Raw genomic sequence first — 23166 nt, forward strand, 5'->3', positions numbered from 1 at the left:
ATAGCAAAATTTTAATGTTCTTTTACTAAACTTCCGGTTAGTCTTAGAAGCTCGGTTTCGTTTATTTTAGCATTATAAACTGATGTAATCAGTCGCAACTTAGCATTTGCAAGTCTGCGTTGTGTCTCTCTGAACTCAAGAGCAGACATCAAACCTAAATTTAAACTTTCCTCAGCAAGCACCATATTTTCTCTTGCAGCCTCCACATTCTGGCTTTCGAATCTGCTTAATTCCTTGAATTTTATAAAGCCGTTCAGAGATGTGCTTACTGCACTTTTAACAGCAAGTCTCAATTCACGAAGCATATATTCTGAAATTTCAACACTGACCTGAGCATTTTCAACTTGTCTGGAAGTATTAAGTCCGTCAAATATGTTTACAGACAGGTTAAGCCCGTAATTTAAGCCGCGAGATGTATTGCTTACTACAAAGCCGGCTTCAGACTCCTGCCTGCTGTAATTGAAATTGCTGTAAAATGCTATTCTCGGATAAAATTCTGACCTTAAAGCTTCAATATCATACTTATTAATTTCGACAATTTTATTTGAAATTTTGACATCAATATTATTATCAATCATTTCCAGTACATTTTTTGAATATTCGGAATCAATTTCAATATCGCCTGCGACAGTAAAATCATTATCCAGCTCTAAGTTAAGCAATCTGTTGAAGTCAATTTTCATATTATCATAAGAAATTTGCTGGTCTAATGAGTCGGAAATATCAGAATTCAGATCAACACCAGCCTGAAGTAGCTCTATCCTTGATGCTGTACCAACCTCAAATCTGTCATTAGTGAATTGATAACGACTACGGGAAATTTTCAGGTTTTCGCTAGCAACTTCAAGAGCCTTTTGCTGTCGAAGAATATTGTAAAATCCATTTATTACATCACGAAGAGTCATCTCAACTTGAGATTTAAGTCTTAATTGTCCGATATCTTTCAAATCGGTGAGTCTGTCATAGTTTACAAACATTCTGAAACCGTCAAATATAGTCCAGTTCAGACTTAGACTGCCTTCATAAGCATTAGATTTCGCCCCGTCCCTTTCGATTCTTCTACCATCTAAAAATTCCTGTTCAACATCCTGGCTGGCACGATTTAACCTGCCGGTTGCATCTAAAAACGGCAGAAAACCGGCATTACCCATTGTTAGATTATTTTCATCAATTTTTGCAGAACTTTCAGCAATTTTTATTGAATAATTATTCTCAAGTGCAATTTTGACAGCATCCTGTAGAGTAAGTGTATTATCCTGAGTGAATACTTTTAATGTTAATGAAGTAAATAAAAATATCAAAAAAAATACTATTTTCATGTTAACACCTCTGAGTTTACCGCTTTAGAATCAATTGACTCTGATGAACTATCTAAATCCATGTTTGACACTGATTTTGATTTATCAGAAAAATATGAATAAACCGCAGGAATTACATAAAGTGTTAAAATCGTTGAAAATATCAATCCACCAATTACGGCAATACCCATTGACCTTCTGCTTCCAGAACCTGCTCCGACCGCAAGTGCAATTGGAAGAGTCCCGAGAATAGTTGAAAGTGAAGTCATTAATATTGGCCTGAGTCTTAGTACAGCTGCCTGTTTTACAGCGTCCACCACGCCAAGCCCTTTTGCTTTTTGTTGGTTTGCAAACTCTACTATCAAAATTCCATTTTTGGTAACCAAGCCAATGAGCATAATCATACCTATCTGACTGAAAATATTTAAAGTTTCGCCCCAATATACCAGACTTATTACAGCACCTGATATAGCAAGAGGCACAGTAAACATAATTATAAACGGGTCTCTGAAGCTCTCGAACTGAGCCGAAAGTACCAAATATATTAATATTAACGCCAGAATAAAAGTATAAATAAGGGTAGATGAACTTTCCATAAAGTCCTTTGAGGGACCATCTAAAGCCGTAAGGAAAGTATCATCAAGTATCTCTTTAGAAATCTTCTCCATTGCAAGAATACCATCACCGATAGTTTTTCCGGACGCTAAACTCGCAGAAACAGTCGCAGAGGAAAAGCGATTAAATCTAAATAATTGTGGTGGAGAGCTCCTTTCCTTGATAGTTATTAAATTGTCAAGCTGAATCAAATCTCCACGGGAATTTTTTACATAAAGTGATGTTAGATCAACGGGCATAGAGCGGCTTTCTCTTAGCAATTGTCCAATAACCTGATACTGTTTTCCATTCATAACAAAATAATCAAATCTTTGACCAGAAAATGCAGCTTGCAATGTTAGTGCAATATCTTGGGTTGAAACACCCAAATCTCTTGATTTATTTCGATTTATTTCGATAACTATTTCAGGTTTGCTGAACTTCAAGTTAACATCCACTAATTCGAATGTTGGGTCTTTCTCGGATGCCTCAATAAATTTCGGCAAAAACTCCTTAAGTTTTTCAATATTTTGAGCTTGGATAACAAACTGAACCGGAAGCCCGCCTCTTCTTGTGCCAATAGATTGCTCCTGAATCACGAATGCTCTGGCATCATTATTTTTCTTAGCTATTTTGGATATTCTATCAGCAATTTGTGCCTGTGACTGCTGACGCTGCTCCGGTTTTATAAGTTTTATTCTTATAAATCCGCTATTTACAGAGCTTGATGCACCAAATCCGGGACTTGTGATTGTAATTATTGATTCTTTTTCAGGCAGATTATCATCAATTTCACGATATAATTTATTGATATAATTTCCCATAAATTCATAAGTGCTTCCCTCTGCCCCGTTAACAACAATACGCATTTCGCTTCTGTCTTCCATTGGTGCCAATTCACTTTGAAGCCCTGCACCTATGAAGTATATCATACCACCTGAAGCTAATATTACAACGAAAGCCAACCAGCGTTTAGTCATAAACCAATCTAGCGAACTTCTGTATAAATCAGTTAATCCAACAAAGAATGGTTCCGAAATTTCATAGATTTTACTTTGTTTTTCGCGTCTGCGAAGTAATTTTGTTGAAAGCATTGGTGTTAGAGTTAAAGCTACAAACGAAGATATTATTACAGCTCCTGCTATGACAACACCAAATTCTCTGAATAATCTTCCTGTCAGACCTTCTAAAAACATAATTGGTAAAAACACTGCAACGAGCGCTATTGTAGTTGCAATTACGGCAAAAAATATTTCAGCTGCTCCTGCTACACCAGCTTCAACAGGCTTCATCCCAAGTTCAATTTTTTTGTATATATTCTCAAGAACCACTATAGCGTCATCAACAACCAAGCCGATTGCTAATACCAAACCAAGCATTGTAAGAACATTTATAGAAAAATTAAATATATACATAATGAAAAATGAACCAATAAGTGCAATCGGAATAACTATAATTGGTATCAATGTCGTCCGCCAATCTCTCAGAAACAGAAATATTATGAGTATCACAAGAAAAAAAGCGATAAAAATCGTTTGCTTTACCTCAGCAATTGATTCTCTGATAAATTCTGTTTGATCAAAACCAAGCAAAGTTTCGACATCATCAGGTAAATCTCTAGAAATTATATCAATTCGTTTATAACATTCATCAACAATATTTATGTAATTAGCACCCGGTTGTGGTACAACTACCACATTAACCATTGCTTCACCGTCTCGCTTGAGAAGAGTTCTCTCATTTTCGGGGAATAATTCCGAATATCCTACATCCTTAAACCTTACAACACTGTATCCGTTATCCTTGATAATCAGGTTGTTGAAATCATCTACAGTATAAAGTCTGCCAAGCGTTCTGACGGTAAGTTCTGTATTTCTGCCTTCAATCAATCCGGAAGGTAGCTCAATATTTTCACGATTAAGTGCATTTTTTATGTCAAGTGGGGTTAAACCGTAAATAGCGAGCTTTTTCGGGTCCATCCACATTCTCATCGAATATCTTTTTGAACCCCAGATATTTACTTCGCTTACTCCATCAATGGTCTGCATTCTCTCTTTGAATACATTCTGTGCTATTTCTGTCAATTCAAGCAGATTTCTGGAACTGCTTCTTAAGTTTACTGCAAGAATTGGTCCTGAATCGGCGTCTGCTTTTGATACAACAGGCGGATCACAATCAGGAGGCAAACTTCTTTGAGCTCTGGATACTTTATCTCTGACATCATTCGCAGCATTTTCCAAATCAACTTCTATATTGAATTCAACTGTAATTGTACTACGTCCGTCACGGCTGACTGACTTAATGGAGCGAATACCGGCGATACCATTAATTGAGCCCTCAAGAGGCTCAGTAATTTGTGTTTCAATTACATCAGCATTTGCACCAATATATGTTGTGGAAACTGTTATAACTGCAGGGTCAACACTCGGATATTCTCTCACTCCCAAATATGTATATCCAATTATACCAAAAAGTATAATCGTTATTGACATCACAGTTGCAAGAATAGGTCTTCGTATACTTAGAGATGATAAACTCATTAATTGAAACTGCTATAATTATTAATACTTACTCTAACTGTATCGCCAGGTTTAATTTGCATTATACCTGATGTAATGATGGTATCGCCCTGATTTAATCCACCGGTAATCTCAATTTGTTCGGGATTTCTTGTTCCGGTTCGGACATCACGTTTATCAACAACTCCATTTTTAAATACAAATACATATTCGGACTTCAAATCAGGAATCAATGCTATGCTTGGAATCATGATTGTATTTGGCCTGTCGTCTGTGATGATATCTACTTCCGCATAAGAACCGGGAAGTAAATTTTTGTTCAAATTACTGAATCTGCCTCTGATTTTAAAAGTTCTGGTAAGTTCATCAATTTTGGGCTCCGTCGCTAGCACACTAACATGATACTTTGTCGTATCCGGTGGTACCCGAAATTTGAGTAAACTACCTTTACTTACGTAATTGTAATACTTTTGAGGTACAGAAAAATCAATTTTAAGAAAATCAATTTTTTGTAGAGAAACGATTGTACTAGAAGGGGTTATATAAGCTCCTTCACTGACATATTTCAAACCGGCGACACCATCAAAGGGAGCTCGAATTTCAGTACGTTCAATCATTGCTTTAATATAGTCAATTTCTGCTTTTTGCGAAGTCAACTCACTCAGGGCTAAATCATAATCCTGACGGCTTATGCCTTGCTTCTCAAAAAGCAATTTTTGTCTGGATTCTGTTAATTGCAAATATTTCAACCTTTCTTCCGCTTTTTTCAGTTGAGCTTGCAAATCGTTATCATTAAGCTTGATAAGTAAATCACCTTTTCTGACTCTGGCACCCTCAACAAGATTTAATTTTGTAATTCTACCTGAAATTTCGGATTTTAATTCAATTTCTTCATCACCGAGTAATGTTCCGATAGCAAATACTGTTTTGCTGACATTTGAAAACTCGGCAACAATTGCATTGACAGTTATTTCACTTTTAGTGTTATTTGCTTTTGATTCTAAAGTGGGAATATCATCAGATTGTTTACTCAGAAATTTTGGCAATACCAAAGCTAAAATGGCTATGAAAACTAATGACCAAAGAAAAATCTTTTTTGCTAAATTCTTATTCATGTATTGAAAAAATAATTATGAACTGTAAATGAATTTAGACGATTTATGATTGAATTATTTTAGTATTTTCAAAAAAAAAAAAAGCAGTTTCTTTTGGAAACTGCTTAATTACTATAATATATTTGGAGTTTATATTAATTTACGTCCTGAGCAACAAACGGCATTAAAGCCAAATGTCGAGCATATTTGACTGCCTGAGCAACCAATCTCTGCTGAAAAGCAGAAACACCTGTAATTCTTCGTGGAAGAATTTTTCCTTGGTCGTTTGTAAATCTTGATAAATATTTCGCATCAAGATAATCAACTACACGTTGATCTTTGAGCGGATTTTGTTTTTTCTTTCCGGTCTTTTTATTTGGTTTAAAAGTATTGCCGGTTTGCATAGGATGAATAGCGTTCATTAATTAGTCTCCTTTTTTTTGCTCATCATTTCCTGAGCTTTAGCAAAACGTTTGTTAAATCTGTCAACACGGCCAGCCGTATCAACCAATACTTGTTTTCCGGTAAAGAACGGATGAGACTTTGAGTCAATTTCCAATACCATTTTTTCGTTCTTATAGCAGGAACGGGTCTGGAATGTTGAGCCGTCGGTCATTATGACCTCGACAGTCTGATAGAATGGATGAATACCTTTTTTCATTCTTAATTTTACCTATTTAATATCAATTTTATCTACTTCATTAATATCGTCAACCTTCATAAATTGCTCTACGAAGCGAATTGAACCGTCGCTTCCTTTGAAACCTTTAATCACTTTGACAACCGGTTTTGATTCCGCTTTTTTCTTCTTTAATTTGTCACCAAAAGATTGCGCTTTTGCCATGTTGCACCAAATATATTAATTATTACAATTTTACGAACTTCAAAAATAACATTTTTTTTCGAATATACCAAAATTTTTCTTATCCTCTAAACGGTTCAATTTTATCAAGACCATCTTCAGGACATTTTGAGTGTATTTTATAAGAAGCAGAAAGAGTTGTAACAGGCACAGCAAGCAATCTTTCTTTTGCAATCAGACAACCGCAAACTCTGCAAATGCCATAAGATTTGTTTCTGATTCTTTCCATAGCATCTTCGAGCTTTTTGATGTGCTCGCTAATTCTTTGAATTTGTGCGTAAGTTTTTTCTTTTTCCTGAGCTTCAGAGCCTTGTTCTGCCATATGCATAGAATAAATCATACTTTCTTCAGCAGAATCGAAACTTGTTAAATCTTCCAAACGCTCTTTAAGCATTCTTAGCTCATCCAGTGCTTCTGATTTAGCTTCATTTATTACTCCGGCGAACATTTCGAGGTCCTCATCTGAATATCTCACATCAAATTTTGGAGGTTCAGTTAATTCGGTTTTTACAGGATCGGGAGTTTTAGTCTTTTTTGGAGTTGCTTCTTTGATTTCTGCTATAGGAGATTCAACTTTTGGCTCTTCTTTCTTTGCAGTATCTTTCTTAGCTATTTTCTTTTTAGCTTCATCAGATTTGGAAGTTGTTTCCTTTTTTGTAACAGGTTGAGATACTGATTTTGTTTTTACTGCTTCAGGTTTGGATTTTGATACAGTCTTATTTTCTGCAACTTCAGCTTTGGGCACAGGTGTTTTTTTAGCAGTAGTCCTGGACTTTTCTGCAGGCTTTACAGCAACTTTAGTTGCAGTCTTTACAGTAGTTTTTGTTTCTTTGGCTTTTGTTTCAATTACTTTAGCCTTTGATTTACTTTCATTTTTCTCAACTTCACCTTTATTGGAAGTTGCTGTAGTTTTCTTTGCCATATCAAACTCCGTATAATAATTTGTTATCAACCGATTAAATTAACGGCATAACGCTTATAATTAACTTGATAAAAAATCAGATTATATATATTATATAATTCATAAACGGCAATTAACGAATGAATTATAAAATATTGTAAAAAAATTGAATTAAAATATACTGCTTGTTATCTACTGTCTGATAATTGTATCAGAGCGATCGGGACTTGTAGAAATAATACTTACTTTAGCAACCGTAAAATCTTCAATTATTTTAAAATAAGACTTAGCTTCTTCAGGAAGCTGGTCATAATTTCTTATACCATCAAGTGAAGAATTCCAACCTTTTACTGTTATATACTCACATTCTATCTTATTCAGAGATGGTAAATCAACCGGAAAATACTTCAGGTACTTGCCATTGATTTTGTAAGCAGTGCAGATTTTGAGTTCATCCAGTTCATTCAAGACATCAAGTTTTGTTAATGCAATGTTAGCAATTCCATTTATCATAACAGAATATTTTAATGCAAACAAATCAAGCCAGCCACATCTTCTGGGCCTTCCTGTAGTAGCTCCGAACTCAGCACCTTTCTCTCTGAGGTATTCACCCATATCATCGTCAAGCTCTGTCGGGAAAGGACCGTGCCCAACTCTTGTGCAATAAGCTTTTGTTATGCCTATGATATTATTTATTGCCGTTGGCGATATTCCAAGACCTGTGCAAGCGCCACCTGCAATCGGATTTGAACTTGTAACATAAGGATAAGTGCCGTGGTCTAAATCCAGCAAAGCACCCTGAGCACCTTCAGCAAGCACTTTTTTCCCGTCTTTTAGAGCATAGTTAACATAAGAAGTAGTATCTGTAATATATGGGTCAATCAACTTGTCAAATTTTAAATATGTTTCAACAATTTCTTCGGTATCCAATGCATCTGAGCCATAAACTTTTGTCAGAACATTATTATGTTCAGATATATTATGTCTCAATTTTTCTTCAAAGTATTCTCGGTCGAGTAAATCTACAATTCTTATCCCAAGCCTGCGGGCTTTGTCAATATATGCAGGTCCAATACCTCTACCGGTCGTACCAATAGCATTAGCGACATCAGAGGATTCACGTAACTGGTCAAGCATTTTGTGGTATGGCATAATTAAGTGGGCTTTGTGGCTTATGAATAGTCTTCCACTAACATCAATACCATGTTCAGAAAGCATTTGGATTTCGTTTGTTAATGCAATAGGGTCAATAACAACTCCATTTCCGATAACGCACTTTACACCATCATTCAATATTCCGGAAGGAATCAGATGCAGAACGTACTTTTTACCGTCAATTACAATTGTATGACCGGCATTAGCTCCTCCCTGATATCTGGCAACTATATCATGGTCTTTGCTGAGTAAATCAACTATTTTACCTTTTCCCTCATCGCCCCATTGGGAACCGACAACTAAATTAACCATAGTTTAAACTCTAAGAAATTAGAATAAATTGAGATTGTTTTTAAATTAATTGGAATACAAATTACAAATGAAAATATTCAAAATCAATTTAATTGTAGAATCAGCAATTTTTCAAAGCGGATTCTAAATCAGGATAAATCTTGAAAACTCTGTCCAAATGTGTCATTGCAAGAAGTTTCATTATTTTTTCAGGTATATTGACAATCATCATTGTGTATCCATTCTTGGTTAAATTGGAATGTGCATTAGCCAGCATACCGATACCGGTGCTGTTCATCAACTGAACCTCACCGGCATCAATAATAATACAGTTTTTCCCGGAAGCTGTAAGTTCATTTAAAATACTTGTAAATAACAAAGCATCATTTCCACCAAGCACTGACTGAACTAATTTTACAGATGCAGCATTAGGTTTTTCGCTAAAATTACTTATTTTATATTCCGGATTTATCATGATTTTATGCCTTAGCAGTAGCTATTTTTTTACTTTTTGAATCACTTGTTTGTTTATCAGTATTTTCATGTCTCCATATTACATAATTACTTGATATGTAAATAGATGAGTATGTACCGTAAACTATACCAAAGAACATAGTAAAAGCAAACCCTTGGAGTACCGGACCGCCAAAAATAAATAAGACCAATAATACCATAATTGTTGTAGTTGTGGTATTAATTGTACGGCTTAAGGTTTCATTCAGGCTCATATTAATCATCTTAATATAATTCATACCTTTATGCTTTTCGATATTTTCTCTGATACGGTCAAATATGATTACTGTATCATTGATAGAGTAACCAACAACCGTAAGCATACCTGCAAGTATTGCCTGATTGAGTTCGAGGTCAACAAGTCCTAAGTGATGAACAACAACAATTGTGGAGAATGTAAGCACAACGTCATGAACAAGAGCTATAATTGCTCCTACACCAAAATTAAATTCAAATCTGAAAGCTACATACACGAGAATCGCAATTACGGCAATGATAATAGCCCAAATCGCTTCAGTGAAAAGCTCGGCACCGATTTTTGGTCCAATTTTGTCAACTTTCAGCATAGTAATAGTTTCGCTTGCAAAACCTGATTTCAATGCTTCATTAATCATGTCGGGACCTTCTTCAACATCCATTATCCTGATTAAAAATGAATTTGCATCACCGAACGATTTAATTTCTGCACCTTTGATTCCGGCATTTGCAATGATATCTCTAACATCACCAATTGAAGGATTGCCACTAATATTAAGTGCAATTTCTGCTCCACCTTTAAAGTCAATACCCAAAACCGGTTTAAGAATGAAAGTTGCGACAAGTCCAAGTATAACAAGTATCATTGAAATCATAGCAAAAGTTCTTCTTACACCTACAAAGTTTATATCTGTTTTACTAAAATATTGCATTTTATTTCCTTACTTAAATAATTTCCTAATTATGCAGTTGCAGTTTCTTTAGGCTGTCCGAAGCTAAATTTAGTAGCGCCGCCGGAAAGCTGAAGTTCAAGTAATGCACGGGTGATTAAAATACCTGTAAACAAAGTAGTCAAAATACCGATAAGCAATGTAGTGGCAAAACCTTGGATAGGTCCGCTGCCAAATACAAGAAGAATGAATGCTGTAATACCGGTTGTAATATTACCGTCAATAATCGCGCTCAATGCTTTACCGAAACCTTCGTCAATCGCAGAACGCAGCGAACGCCCCTTAGCAAGTTCTTCACGAATACGTTCGAAAATAAGTACGTTGGCATCAACTGCCATACCCATTGTCAATACTATACCTGCAATGCCCGGCAAAGTCAATGTACCTTTGAGTGCTGTAAGGACTGATATGATAAGTGTGATATTAAGTAATACAGCGAAATCCGCAACTAAACCAGCTCTGTTATAGTAGAATACCATATAAATAATAACTATTATCAAACCTGCCATAGAAGCTCGGAAGCCCGCATTAATAGAATCCTGACCAAGTGATGGTCCTACTACACGCTCTTCAATGATCTTAACAGGAGCTTTCAAAGCACCTGCTTTAAGCACTACTTCTAGAAGTCTTGCTTCTTCCATGTTTGCCATACCGGTAATCTGCGACCTGCCACCGGTTATCTTTGCCTGAACAACAGGAGCTGAGTAAACTCTTTCGTCAAGAACAATTGCAATTCTTTTTTTAAGATTTGCACCTGTAATTCTTGCCCAGCGGTCAGCACCTTCGTCATTCATGGTCATATTAACCATTGGAGCATTTGTTGTAGGGTCGAATGACTGCAATGCATCAGTTATAACTTCACCTGTTAATTCAGGATCTCTTTTGAGACTGTAGAATTCGTAAACCTCGACGTTGGATTCTTTGAGCAATCTCTTGTCAGGTTTAGCTTCAACAACTATTTTATAATCAATAGGAATGAATGAGCGAATTTCCGGACGATTCAATATTTCATTGAATCTATCCATAGAATCTTTTATTATTCTGAATGAAAACTCCCCTTCTGTCGGCACGTCATCGGTTGTATAATAATACTCTACCCATCTAGCGTTTTCCTGAGGAGGCACAAAATATGTAGCAAATAATGTGGTGAAAGGGTGTTCTTCAGTATGTTTTTTTCTGATTTCATCCTCAGAAAGACCTTCATAAGGATTTGTAGTATCACTTTTTGCCTTTTGTCCATCAGCTAAAGCAGTTGTATCAGATTCAGCTGTTGCAGTGTCTGCAGGCGTCTGACTTGCCACGGTTATAGAATCAATTGATTCAACCGCTTGTTCAACTGCAGTAGGCTCTTTAGGTGCTTCGCCTCTTCTTTTTCTTAGCTGTTCAGCTAAAAATTTATCAATTCTTGTAAATGCTCTTACGATATCTGCATTGTTCTTAACAAGATTGAATTCCAGACGTGCTGTAGTCTGAAGCAAGTTGCGCATTTGCTCTTGATTTTCAACTCCGGGAAGTTCGAGAATAATTCGGTTAGTTCCGACTTTCTGGATATTTGGCTCAGAAACACCGAACTGGTCAATTCTCTGACGGATTACTTCCTGTGCCTGATCAATAGCATCGTCTGCATTCTTGCGAAGTCTTTCGATAATTTTTTCTTCAGAAGCATCTCTAAAATCACCGATATCAAAATAAGATATCAAAGACTTACCTTTTGGTCTGGCAATTTCATTGAAATTCTTGAGGAAGATATCCAAACCATCCTGGTCTGTGCTTGCAGCATCTTCCTTAGTTTTATTAATTACAGCAATAAATAACTCATCAATAGATTCAGATTGAGCTGTTTCTTCAATAAGCTTAACTATGTCTGCTTCAAGAGTTACATACATACCTCCGCGCAAGTCAAGTCCAAGTTTCAACTGATTTTTCTTCAAATCAGTTAAATCCTGTCCGTGAAGCCTTCTAAACTCTTCAATTATTGCTAAAGAATCTTCAGAATTTCCGGCTTTTAAAGCTCTGTTGCGAAATTCTTTCTCTTTGGTTTCGAGCTGTGAAGCCTGATATGTTGGTATCATCACAGCTATTGCTGCAACTACCGGCAGTATAACCAGTAGAAGTTTACCCCAATTTAGTTTCAATTAAATACTCCGTTAAAAACATCAATAACTTATTTTCTCAAATGGATTTTTACAGAACTACAAAATTATGTTCTTTTTTTAGAATAATCAAAAAAAAATTGAAAAATGTCAAATTTCAATGCCAAAATCTGTCAATTTTCTGTAAAGAGTCCTTTCACTTATTCCCAATGATTCGGAAGCTTGCCTTCGATTTCCACCCGAACGCTTGAGTGCAAGCACAATCATCCTCTTTTCAATTTCGTCTAACCTCAAACTATCGAGATTGTTCACTAAATCGTCCTGAGTATTAATTTCATCAGCATTTTGTATTTGAATATTGTCTACAGAATCATAAATTTTGTCACTTTGCAGCATCAAATTGAATACATTTCGCTTAATTTCGCTTACATCGTTTTTTATATCAAGCAATGTTTTGAAAATCAAAAGTAACTCATTTGACGCAACTTCATCACGATAAACAGAAACAAGTGACTGATTTTCCACAGTTGCATGGGAATTATAAGCCGGAAGTGCCGGTGGGATATATTTTCGCAGAACCTCAGGAGTCATTACATATCCTTTCTCAAGGGTAATAATAGTCTCAACAAGGTTTTTCAACTCTCTGACATTCCCTGGCCAAGGCATACCCATAAGCATATTCAGTGCATCTTTTGTGATTCCGCTATATTCAAGTCCCAATTTCTTACAGACTTTTTTGCCGAAATGGTCAACAAGTTCGGGTATATCCTGCAAGTGACTTCGCAATACAGGCAGTTTGATATGAACAGAATTCAATCGAAAAAATAAATCCCGACGAAATTTGCCTTCTTCCACAAAAATTTCTAAATCTCTGTTAGTTGCAGCTATGATCCGTACATCAACTTTGTGCATACTCGATGAACCAAGCCTCGAAAACTGACCGGACTCCAAAACTCTTAGCAATTTAACCTGTGTACCAATAGGCATCTCCCCTATTTCATCAAGGAAGATAGTGCCTTTATGTGCTGTTTCAAAAAAACCTATCCTCTGCTCGACAGCACCTGTGAATGCTCCTTTTTCACTACCGAATAATTCTGACTCTAAAAGTGTCTCTGGTATTGCTCCGCAATTTACACTAACGAAAGGCTGATTTTTTCGATTACTCAGACCATGAAGTGCATTCGCAAAAACTTCTTTGCCGGTTCCGGTCTCACCCGTAATCAATACAGTTAAGTCTGTAGGTGCAGCCTGAAGCAAAGTCTCGATAGCAATCGTTATTTGAGGCGAACTCCCGATAATTCCAAATCGCTTTTTTACTTCCGATATAAATTGTTTGTCAAAATTTTCCATGACTATATTATTTTATTCAACACCTTGTTTTTTGGACCATTCATCCCAGCCACCGGAATAAATATGCGTTTTATAACCAAAATTAATTAGAATTTCGGCAATTTTATGACTTGAATCACAATTCCCACCATCGCAATATACTATTATAGTCTTTTCACTTGGCAAGTCAAGCACTTTATTCATTACTTCCGATTCATCATCATACGGAAAGATATTAATTGCGTTGCCAATTTTATTCTTCTCATGAAAATCGCTACTACGGGCATCCACTATAACAAAATCATCACTGGCTACAATTTTAAGCATCTGTTCATAAGTTACAGTAGCTTCATCTTTCAAAGATATATCTGAGCTGAAAGAGCTTCCATTGGCACTATTAAAAAGTAAATCGTCACTTATTTGTGCCAGTTCTTTTTTCTTATAAATCAATGGTAGTGGTTTTGGTTGCGAGCTATTATATAAAAGACCTATAGCAATTGATACGACTAAAATAATAATTATTTCTTTGAAATTTTTCATCATTACTAAAATCCTCTTTCTTTTCGTATTTTGGTATATGCTTCATTAATTTCCTGAGATTTTCTTTCGGCATTTTTTCTTGTATTGTCATCAAATTTTGCAAATCTGTCAGGGTGATATTCTTTCATCAATTTTTTATAATTATTCTTAATATCATCAATAGTTGAATTTGGACTTAATCCCAATATATTATAATACTTACTTAATGGCGATGATGAATAATTTTCTCGGTTTTGATTTCTTTCTTTATTATTTACTTTTTCAGAATTCAGCTCATCAATTATTCTTTTTAACTCTTCATCTTCATTATTAAATGAGTAAGAGCCTGAGTCAGATTGATTAATATTTGCCTTAAATATTTTTGATATACGATTTAAAATTTGCATAGAATTTCTTTTGTTTCTTTTTCAAATAATTTTCTTTTAAGTTTTATAATTAAATCAAGTCAAATGGTTAAGTTCAAATTGAATCAAAGAAAACCCTAAGCATTATTATTATTTGACCTTAGTTTATTATTAGAAAAATATCCTTAAATTTCAAAAAACTTGTTGAAAACACCTCTTAATTTGAATAATATATAACGTTCCATACTGCCTTTTGTTTTAATCACACCTGACAAAAAGTCATAAAAAAGCCGCTTCTTAAATTATAAGATAGCGGCTTAATTGTAGATTATATAATAATACTACACCGAAATATTATGTGCTTCCATTTCTTCCTGAATTTCATCAGAAATATCTGCCAATGGGTCTTTGTCGTTGGAATAAGTCGCTTTACCAAAAATATTACCAACATCAGAAGTCCAGTTCATTTCCTGATAAGCTCTCAAGCCTGTACCGGCAGGTATTAACTGTCCAAGTATGATATTTTCCTTTAATCCTTGAAGATGGTCTACCTTCGCAGCAACTGAAGCTTCTGAAAGAACTCTTGTTGTTTCCTGGAAAGAAGCCGCTGACAGCCAGCTTTCAGTAGTAAGAGAAGCTTGTGTAATACCTAAAAGTATCGGCTCTGAAATAGCAGGCTCGGCAGGTTCAAACTCTGCAATTCGAAGATTTTTCTTCTTAAGGTCATTATTTATTTCGCGTACTTTTTTACGTTGAGTCAGATAACCTTCACTATATTTTGATTCGCCTTTATCAGAGATTACAACCATATTCTTGATAATTTGGTTTTCATCATTGAATCTTTGACGGTCAACATTATCATTTTCAAGTAGTGAAGAATCTCCCGATTCGACAATTCTAACTTTCTGGAGCATCTGACGCACGATAACCTCAATATGCTTATCGTTAATCTTCACACCCTGCATTCGATAAACTTCCTGAATCTCGTTTACAAGATATTCCTGCACAGCGTTTGCGCCCTTAATTCTAAGAATGTCGTGAGGATTTATAGAACCTTCCGTCAATCTGTCACCTGTACGAACAAAGTCACCTTCCTGAACAAGAATATATCTGCCCACAGGAACACTGTATTCTATTTTGGTTTTGCCGTCCTGAGAGGTGACAAGAACAACTCTTTGACCACGTTTCATCTTATCAAATGCAACAATACCGTCAATATCTGAAACAATCGCAGGACTCTGAGGTGATCGGGCTTCGAAAAGCTCAGTTACTCTTGGAAGACCACCGGTGATGTCTCTTGTTCTTCCAAGGTCCCTCGGAATTTTGACTAAAGACGTACCCACACCTACAATATCATTATCATCAACGCGCAACTGAGCACGTGACGGAATATTGTAAGATTTGAGAACCATTCCGGTATCATCAATTACTTCGATAGTAGGAATTTTTGTTCTATCTTTTGAATCCATAACAATTTTAGTGATGTGTCCGGTCTGCTCATCGTTTACTTCACGATAAGTAACATTATGCAACAAATCGCGATAACGAATTCTGCCCGAAAATTCAGTAATGATTGTAGCATTATATGGATCCCATTCATAAATAACGCTGCCTTTCTTAACCGGCATACCGTCATTGACTGAAAGTACAGCACCATAAGTAACATCGTATTTAGTAAGTGTTCTATTACTTTCAGGATCAACAATATGTATCGTGCCGCTACGGCTGATTGCAATTGTTATTGTGCCTTCATCTCCTTCATAGCTGATAGTTCTGATGTTTTCAAAATTGATGATACCATCAAACTTAGCAACAACAGAAGATTGTGACGCAACAAGAGCCGCTGTACCACCGGTATGGAAGGTACGAAGGGTAAGCTGAGTACCGGGTTCACCGATTGACTGTGAAGCAATAGTACCAACGGCTTCACCAATATCAACAAGCTGACCGGTAGCAAGGTTACGTCCGTAACACTTGGCACATACACCTTTACGGCTTTCGCAAGTCAATACAGAGCGAATCAAAACAGATTCAATTGAAGTAGATTCAATCTTAGCAGCAACATCTTCATCAATCAAACCGCCACCTCTGAGAATTAATTCATCGGTCATCGGGTCAATAATGTCTCTTAAAGCAGTACGTCCTACAATTCTCTCTGTTAAAGGCTCTTTAACTTCTTCGCCATCTTTGAGTGCTGTCATTTCAACACCACGAATTGTACCACAGTCGGCTTCAGAAATGATAACATCCTGAGCAACATCATGCAGACGTCGGGTTAGATAACCGGCATCAGCTGTTTTAAGTGCAGTATCGGCAAGACCCTTACGAGCTCCGTGGGTAGATATAAAATACTCAAGTATTGAAAGTCCTTCCTTAAAGTTTGAAATAATCGGGTTTTCAATTAATTCACCGGTTGAGCCGGATAACGACTTTTTCGGTTTAGCCATAAGACCACGCATACCGGCAAGCTGACGAATCTGCTCTTTTGAACCTCTTGCTTTTGAATCGAGCATCATCCAGAATGTATTGAATCCCTGCTTATCTTTTTGCATTTCAGAATATAGTTTGTCAGCTACAAGATTTGTAGCAGTTGACCATGTATCAATAATTTTGTTATATCTTTCACCTGAACTGATTACACCGTTGTGGTAAGCTTCTTCGATTTTATCAACCTTACCCTGAGCATTTAAAATAATACTTCTTTTGAGGTCAGGAATAACTACGTCGTGAATGCTCACCGATAAACCACCTTTTGTCGCATAGAAGAATCCAAGGTCTTTAAGCGCATCTAGGAATTCAACAGTTTTTGCAAGACCAGCATTTCTAAAACAATTACCGATGATCTGGCGAAGTCTGTTTTTAGTCAAAAGCTCATTGATAAAGCCTAATTCTTCAGGAACAATTTCATTTAAAATCACTCTGCCAACAGTAGTCTCAATACTCTGACCATGAGTACGAACACGAATTCTTGAGTGAAGTTCAACTTTTGCCTGGTCATAGGCAATCTGAACTTCTTCAGCTGAAGAAAAAGACTTGCCTTCACCCAGACAGCCTGGGCGTTGTTTTGTTAAGTAATAAACCCCGAGTACCATGTCCTGAGAAGGAACCGTAATAGTATCACCATTCTGAGTGTGCATGATATTATGCGGAGCAAGCATCAATAGCATAGCTTCAAGCTGTGCTTCATAACTGATTGGAACGTGAACAGCCATCTGGTCACCGTCAAAGTCAGCATTAAATGCGGTACAGACAAGAGGGTGCAGCTGAATTGCCTTACCTTCAATCAGTCTCGGCTGAAAAGCTTGTATACCAAGCCTGTGAAGTGTAGGGGCGCGGTTAAGCATTACAGGATGTCCTTCTATCACTTTTTCGAGGATATCCCATACTTCATTTGTTTTGCGTTCAACCATCTTCTTTGCACTTTTCACAGTCTTAACATGTCCGCGTTCGATAAGTCTTCTAATTATAAAAGGCTTGAACAGTTCAACAGCCATATCCTTTGGAAGCCCGCACTCGTGTATTCTTAATTCGGGACCTACTACGATTACCGACCTCCCTGAATAATCCACGCGTTTACCAAGAAGATTCTGACGGAAACGACCTGTTTTACCTTTCAAAGTATCAGCAAGAGATTTCAAAGCTCGCTGTGATTCACTTCTAACTGAGCGACGACTATTATCGAAAAGTGCATCTACGGCTTCCTGAAGCATTCTTTTTTCATTACGAAGAATTACTTCGGGAGCTTTAATATCTATTAATCTCTTAAGTCTGTTATTTCTGATTATAACTCTTCTGTATAGGTCATTCAAGTCAGAGGTTGCAAACCTTCCGCCTTCCAGCGGAACAAGAGGTCTCAAATCAGGAGGAGTAACAGGAATTACATCAAGCACCATCCAGCTTGGTTCATTAGGAGTATTGGCTTTAGTACTGTTTTTAAAAGCATCAAGAACTCTTAGTCTTTTGAGTAAATCTGCTTTCTTCTGCTGAGATGTTTCACCTTTTAAAATTTCTTTTAAAGTTATATATTGCTTTTCGGGGTCAACTCTTTTAAGCAATTCTTTAACTGCTTCGCCACCTATGAGAGCAATAAATTTGTTTGGGTCTTCATCATCAAGAAGTTGATCTTCTTTAGGAAGAGAATCCAAAATATCCAAATACTGTTCTTCAGTAAGCAAGTCTTTGGTTTGCAAGCCTGTTTTTCCCGGCTGAACTACAATATAAGATTCATAATAAACTATTCTTTCAATATCTTTGGTTGGCATACCTAAAATAGCACTAATTTTGCTTGGCAAGGTTCTCAAAAACCAAATGTGTACAACAGGTACAGCCAGCATAATATGTCCCATTCTTTCGCGGCGTACAGATTTTTGGGTAACTTCGACTCCACATCTATCGCAAACTATACCCTTATATCTTATTCTTTTGTATTTACCGCAAGCGCACTCCCAATCTCTAATAGGACCGAAAATCTTTTCGCAGAACAAACCATCCTTTTCCGGACGGAATGACCTGTAGTTTATAGTTTCAGGCTTAGTAACTTCACCATGTGAACGATTAAGAATATCGTCCGGTGAGGCGATTTTAATGGATATCTGCCTGAATCCTCTCCTCGGTATTGACATTGATTGCATGGAATCACTCCTTAAATCTATGAGTTTTCAATTATATATTATTCTTTTTCAGTATTAATTGCAAGGATTATTAAATCTCTGCCATGTTAAGGTATTATTCAATGTGAATATCTAAACACAATCCCTGCAACTCACGCACTAGTACGTTGAAAGATTCAGGAATATTCGGATCAGGCATATTATCACCCTTGACAATAGCTTCGTACATCTTGGCTCTACCAGCTACGTCATCGCTCTTCATAGTTAACATCTCCTGAAGTGTATGAGCAGCACCATAAGCTTCAAGTGCCCATACCTCCATTTCACCAAGACGCTGACCACCAAATTGAGCTTTACCGCCGAGTGGCTGCTGAGTAATTAAACTGTAAGGTCCAATCGAACGTGCGTGAAGTTTATCTGCAACAAGGTGAGCAAGTTTTAGCATATAGATTACTCCAATTGTGACTTTCTCATCAAATCTATCACCAGTTCTGCCATCATAAAGAACAGATTTGCCGTCTCTTGGTAAACCGGCTCTTTCGAGATAATCACCAACCTGATCCCATGTCGCACCATCAAAAATTGGTGTTGCAAAGAATGTTCCAAGTTTAACGCCTGCCCAGCCAAGTGCTGTTTCATAAAGCTGACCAAGGTTCATACGAGATGGTACACCAAGCGGGTTAAGTACTATATCAACAGGCGTTCCGTCGGGCAGGAATGGCATATCTTCAGGATTTACAATCTTTGAAACGATACCTTTATTACCATGACGACCAGCCATTTTATCACCAACCTGTAGTTTGCGTTTCTTTGCGACATATACTTTTGCCATTTGAAGGATGCCGGGCTGAAGTTCGTCGCCGGCTGCAAGTTTGTTCTTTTCAGCTCTGAAATTACTTTTATCGTCATTACGCTTGTTTATGAAATTAGATATCATCTGTACAAGTTTTGTATTCTGTTCTTCATCAGATAAAATCGCCTGATCAGTATCAATAATATCAGGTTTAAGAATTCCTTCATCATATTTTGCAAAAACATCCTTTGAAGTTATTTTACTTCCGGCTCTGAAAACAGATACACCATTTTGAAGTCTTAAACCGAGAATTTTTTGACCATCAAGCATACTTGATAAACGAGTAACACAATCATTATCCAAAGCTTTCAAAGTATCTTTTTCAAGTTTAGTAATTTGGTCCTGACGTTTCTTTTCCAAAGCACGGGTATCTTTATCCATAGTAAGCAAGCGACGAGTAAATAATTTTGTATTTATTACCACCCCTTTCAAACCGGGTGTTGCTTTAAGCGATACATCTTTAACATCACCGGCTTTATCACCGAAAATTGCTCTGAGAAGTTTTTCTTCAGGAGTTGGGTCAGTTTCACCTTTTGGTGTAATTTTACCAATTAGAATATCACCTTCATTAATTTTGGCGCCAATTCTTACAATTCCACTTTCATCTAAGTCTTTAGTAGCCTCTTCACTTACATTGGGAATTTCACGGGTAAATTCTTCTTCACCACGTTTAGTATCTCTAACCTGAAGTGTAAATTCTTCAATATGAATTGAGGTAAATATATCTTCGGCTACCATACGACGGGAAATAATAATCGCATCCTCAAAATTATAACCACGCCAAGGCATAAATGCTACCATAACATTCTGTCCGAGTGCAAGTTCCCCTTTATCTGTTGATGCGCCATCAGCAAGTGGCTGACCTTTGATTACTTTTTGACCGACAGAAACAATAGGGCGCTGATTAATACAAGTATCCTGATTAGTTCTGAAGAACTTCATCATGTGATAAGTAACAACATCTTTATAATCAAAAGAAACTAATTTTTCTTCTTCTGAACGATTATCATCATATCTTACAGTTATATATTCAGTACAAACATATTCTACTACACCGCTTCTTTCAGCAAGCAAAAGTGTACGGGAATCTTTGGCAACTTTTGCTTCCATACCGGTACCTACAATCGGAGCTCGTGGTCGAAGCAATGGTACTGCCTGACGTTGCATATTAGATCCCATAAGTGCACGGTTGGCATCATCATGTTCCAGAAATGGAATCAGAGAGGAAGCAGGTGATGTAATCTGGTCAGTTGAAATATCAATATAATTTACTTGTGATGCATCAACAAGCACAAAGTCGCCGGAGCGTCTTGCTCTTAGTTTTTCACCAACCAAATTACCGTCCTGGTCTGTAGGTGTGGAAGCAGGAACTACAATTAATCCGTCTTCCTTGTCTGCAGGCAAGTATTCAATTTCATCAGTAACTTTTCCATTTACAACTTTTCTGTAAGGAGTTTCAATAAAACCTAAATAATTTATTTGAGCATGCATAGCAAGTGAAGAAATCAAGCCGATGTTTGGACCTTCAGGAGTTTCAATCGGACAAAGTCTTCCATAATGTGTATAATGAACGTCACGCACCTCGAAACCTGCACGTTCGCGTGTAAGACCACCGGGACCGAGAGCCGAAGTTCTGCGTTTATGTGTAAGTTCAGAAAGAGGATTAGTCTGATCCATAAACTGTGACAGCTGATTTGTACCAAAGAACTGGTTAACTACAGAACTGATTGTACGGGCATTGACAAGCTCCGACGGAGTTAAATTTTCACCGTCGTGAATACTTAATCTTTCTCTTATAGTTCTTGCCATTCGGGAAAGTCCGACATTGAACTGTGAATTAAGCTGCTCTCCAACAGTACGTACGCGACGATTACCAAGATGGTCAATATCATCACCTGATATCTTGTTGTCATGTAAATGAATAAGATGCTTAATAATTGAAACAAAATCTTCAGTAGTAAGAGTAGTTTCTTCAATCGGAATTTTGAGAGCTAATTTTTCGTTTATTCTAAATCTTCCAACAGTACCAAGGTCATATCTTTTTGGGTTGAAGAAGAGTTTATCAAGAAGCGCTTCAGCAGTTTCGATATCAGGTGGTTCACTGGAACGAAGCTGACGATAAATAACTTCAAGCGCATCTTCACGATTACGAGCTGTATCTTTAGTCAAAGTTTTAGCTATGACAGGCTCTTCAGTTGGGTCATAAGACTTATAAATTCTGAGAGGTAATACCTCAGTTTCACTAATTTGCTTTATCAACTCTTCAGTAATGAACATATCGCGTGTGGATATGATTTCGCCTGTTGTTAAATCAACAACATCAGAAGCAATTCTCCTTCCAAGGAAGGATTCGTCAATAACTGATGGTTCATATTCCTCAGATAATTCAAATAATTGTAGTATATCCTCATCTGAAGAGAAACCAATGGCACGTAATAAAGTAGTAACAGGGAATTTTTTCTTTCTGTCAATATAGGCATACATTACATCATGAATATCAGTAGTAAATTCAATCCATGAGCCACGGAAAGGTATAATTCTTGCAGTATAAATTCTTGTACCGTTCGGATGCACTGCATCATCAAAAAACACACCAGGAGAACGGTGAATTTGGGTAACAATTACTCTTTCGGCTCCGTTAATCATAAACGTGCCTCTAGGGGTCATGGCAGGAATATTACCTAAATAAACTTCCTGTTCGACTGATTCGATGTAATCTTCGGAGCCTTTCTCAGCTTTACTGGAGAGTCTGAGTTTTGCTTTCAATGGTTTTGCAAACGTAAGTTCGCGCTCACGACATTCATCTTCACTGTATTTAGGTTTTTCAATTGAATACTCAACAAAATCAAGCTGAAATATTGAAGAAGCATCTTCAATAGGGAAATTGATATTAAAAGCTGCCTGTAGTCCAAGGTTAAGACGTTTGGATGGAGGCACATGCTCCTGTAAAAATTCTTTGTATGAATCTAGCTGAATACTCAAAAGATCAGGATAATCGCAAGTAGCTTTAGAGCGTGAGAAATTTATTCTACGGCGAAGTCTGACAATGCCGTCATCGCTTTCAAGAAGCTTCATCTCACCACTGTCATAGTCTTTGTAATGTTCCAACAAAGCGCTGGTGCCTAAATTTTCAAACTCTTCAAAATTTTCACCGGGTTCCATAGAGCACCTCCTGTAATTGCTTGGGATATAATAAAAGGATTTTATGACTTTTCTTTCTGATTGAAAGGAAAGTCATAAAATC

At 36.7% G+C, this 23166-nt stretch carries 16 protein-coding genes; all 16 read right to left on the reverse strand.

Features of this window, described 5'->3' with window-relative positions:
• Positions 1 to 11: 11 nt before the first annotated feature.
• Entirely contained in the window at positions 12 to 1319 is a 1308-nt protein-coding gene (locus KF896_12225; GenBank protein MBX3044476.1) for a TolC family protein, read from the reverse strand.
• Complete coding sequence (locus KF896_12230) at positions 1316 to 4432, reverse strand: efflux RND transporter permease subunit (GenBank protein ID MBX3044477.1); 3117 nt, start codon at positions 4430 to 4432, stop codon at positions 1316 to 1318. Before KF896_12230 ends, KF896_12225 begins: the two co-directional genes overlap by 4 nt.
• Positions 4432 to 5526, reverse strand: a complete 1095-nt coding sequence (locus KF896_12235; GenBank protein ID MBX3044478.1) for an efflux RND transporter periplasmic adaptor subunit — start codon at positions 5524 to 5526, stop codon at positions 4432 to 4434. The genes KF896_12230 and KF896_12235 overlap by 1 nt, the downstream gene beginning before the upstream one ends.
• 134 nt (positions 5527 to 5660) lie before the next feature.
• Positions 5661 to 5909 (reverse strand): 30S ribosomal protein S18, encoded by a 249-nt coding sequence (gene rpsR, locus KF896_12240; protein MBX3044479.1) that lies wholly within the window; start codon positions 5907 to 5909, stop codon positions 5661 to 5663.
• A gap of 17 nt (positions 5910 to 5926) precedes the next feature.
• Entirely contained in the window at positions 5927 to 6166 is a 240-nt protein-coding gene (gene rpmE / locus KF896_12245) for a 50S ribosomal protein L31 (protein MBX3044480.1), read from the reverse strand.
• A 12-nt stretch (positions 6167 to 6178) separates the two neighbouring features.
• On the reverse strand, positions 6179 to 6349 hold the full coding sequence (locus tag KF896_12250) for a hypothetical protein (protein ID MBX3044481.1): 171 nt from the start codon (positions 6347 to 6349) through the stop codon (positions 6179 to 6181).
• Between the two features lie 79 nt (positions 6350 to 6428).
• Complete coding sequence (locus tag KF896_12255) at positions 6429 to 7289, reverse strand: hypothetical protein (GenBank protein ID MBX3044482.1); 861 nt, start codon at positions 7287 to 7289, stop codon at positions 6429 to 6431.
• A gap of 171 nt (positions 7290 to 7460) precedes the next feature.
• A complete protein-coding gene (locus KF896_12260) occupies positions 7461 to 8735 on the reverse strand; it encodes an adenylosuccinate synthase (protein MBX3044483.1) in 1275 nt (424 codons plus the stop codon).
• Between the two features lie 100 nt (positions 8736 to 8835).
• Complete coding sequence (locus KF896_12265) at positions 8836 to 9189, reverse strand: STAS domain-containing protein (protein MBX3044484.1); 354 nt, start codon at positions 9187 to 9189, stop codon at positions 8836 to 8838.
• 4 nt (positions 9190 to 9193) lie between these two features.
• Entirely contained in the window at positions 9194 to 10135 is a 942-nt protein-coding gene (gene secF, locus KF896_12270; GenBank protein ID MBX3044485.1) for a protein translocase subunit SecF, read from the reverse strand.
• A 29-nt stretch (positions 10136 to 10164) separates the two neighbouring features.
• On the reverse strand, positions 10165 to 12288 hold the full coding sequence (gene secD, locus KF896_12275; protein ID MBX3044486.1) for a protein translocase subunit SecD: 2124 nt from the start codon (positions 12286 to 12288) through the stop codon (positions 10165 to 10167).
• A 108-nt stretch (positions 12289 to 12396) separates the two neighbouring features.
• On the reverse strand, positions 12397 to 13596 hold the full coding sequence (locus KF896_12280; GenBank protein MBX3044487.1) for a sigma-54-dependent Fis family transcriptional regulator: 1200 nt from the start codon (positions 13594 to 13596) through the stop codon (positions 12397 to 12399).
• 12 nt (positions 13597 to 13608) lie between these two features.
• On the reverse strand, positions 13609 to 14115 hold the full coding sequence (locus KF896_12285) for a rhodanese-like domain-containing protein (protein MBX3044488.1): 507 nt from the start codon (positions 14113 to 14115) through the stop codon (positions 13609 to 13611).
• 5 nt (positions 14116 to 14120) lie between these two features.
• Complete coding sequence (locus KF896_12290; GenBank protein ID MBX3044489.1) at positions 14121 to 14501, reverse strand: J domain-containing protein; 381 nt, start codon at positions 14499 to 14501, stop codon at positions 14121 to 14123.
• Between the two features lie 299 nt (positions 14502 to 14800).
• Positions 14801 to 19081 (reverse strand): DNA-directed RNA polymerase subunit beta', encoded by a 4281-nt coding sequence (rpoC, locus tag KF896_12295; GenBank protein MBX3044490.1) that lies wholly within the window; start codon positions 19079 to 19081, stop codon positions 14801 to 14803.
• 103 nt (positions 19082 to 19184) lie between these two features.
• The gene (gene rpoB / locus KF896_12300; GenBank protein ID MBX3044491.1) at positions 19185 to 22997 is read right to left on the reverse strand and encodes a DNA-directed RNA polymerase subunit beta; all 3813 of its coding nucleotides are present in this window, start codon (positions 22995 to 22997) and stop codon (positions 19185 to 19187) included.
• Between the last annotated feature and the right edge of the window lie 169 nt (positions 22998 to 23166).

The sequence above is a fragment of the Ignavibacteriota bacterium genome (genome assembly GCA_019637995.1).
Taxonomy (GTDB): Bacteria; Bacteroidota; Ignavibacteria; order Kapaibacteriales; family UBA2268; genus JANJTB01.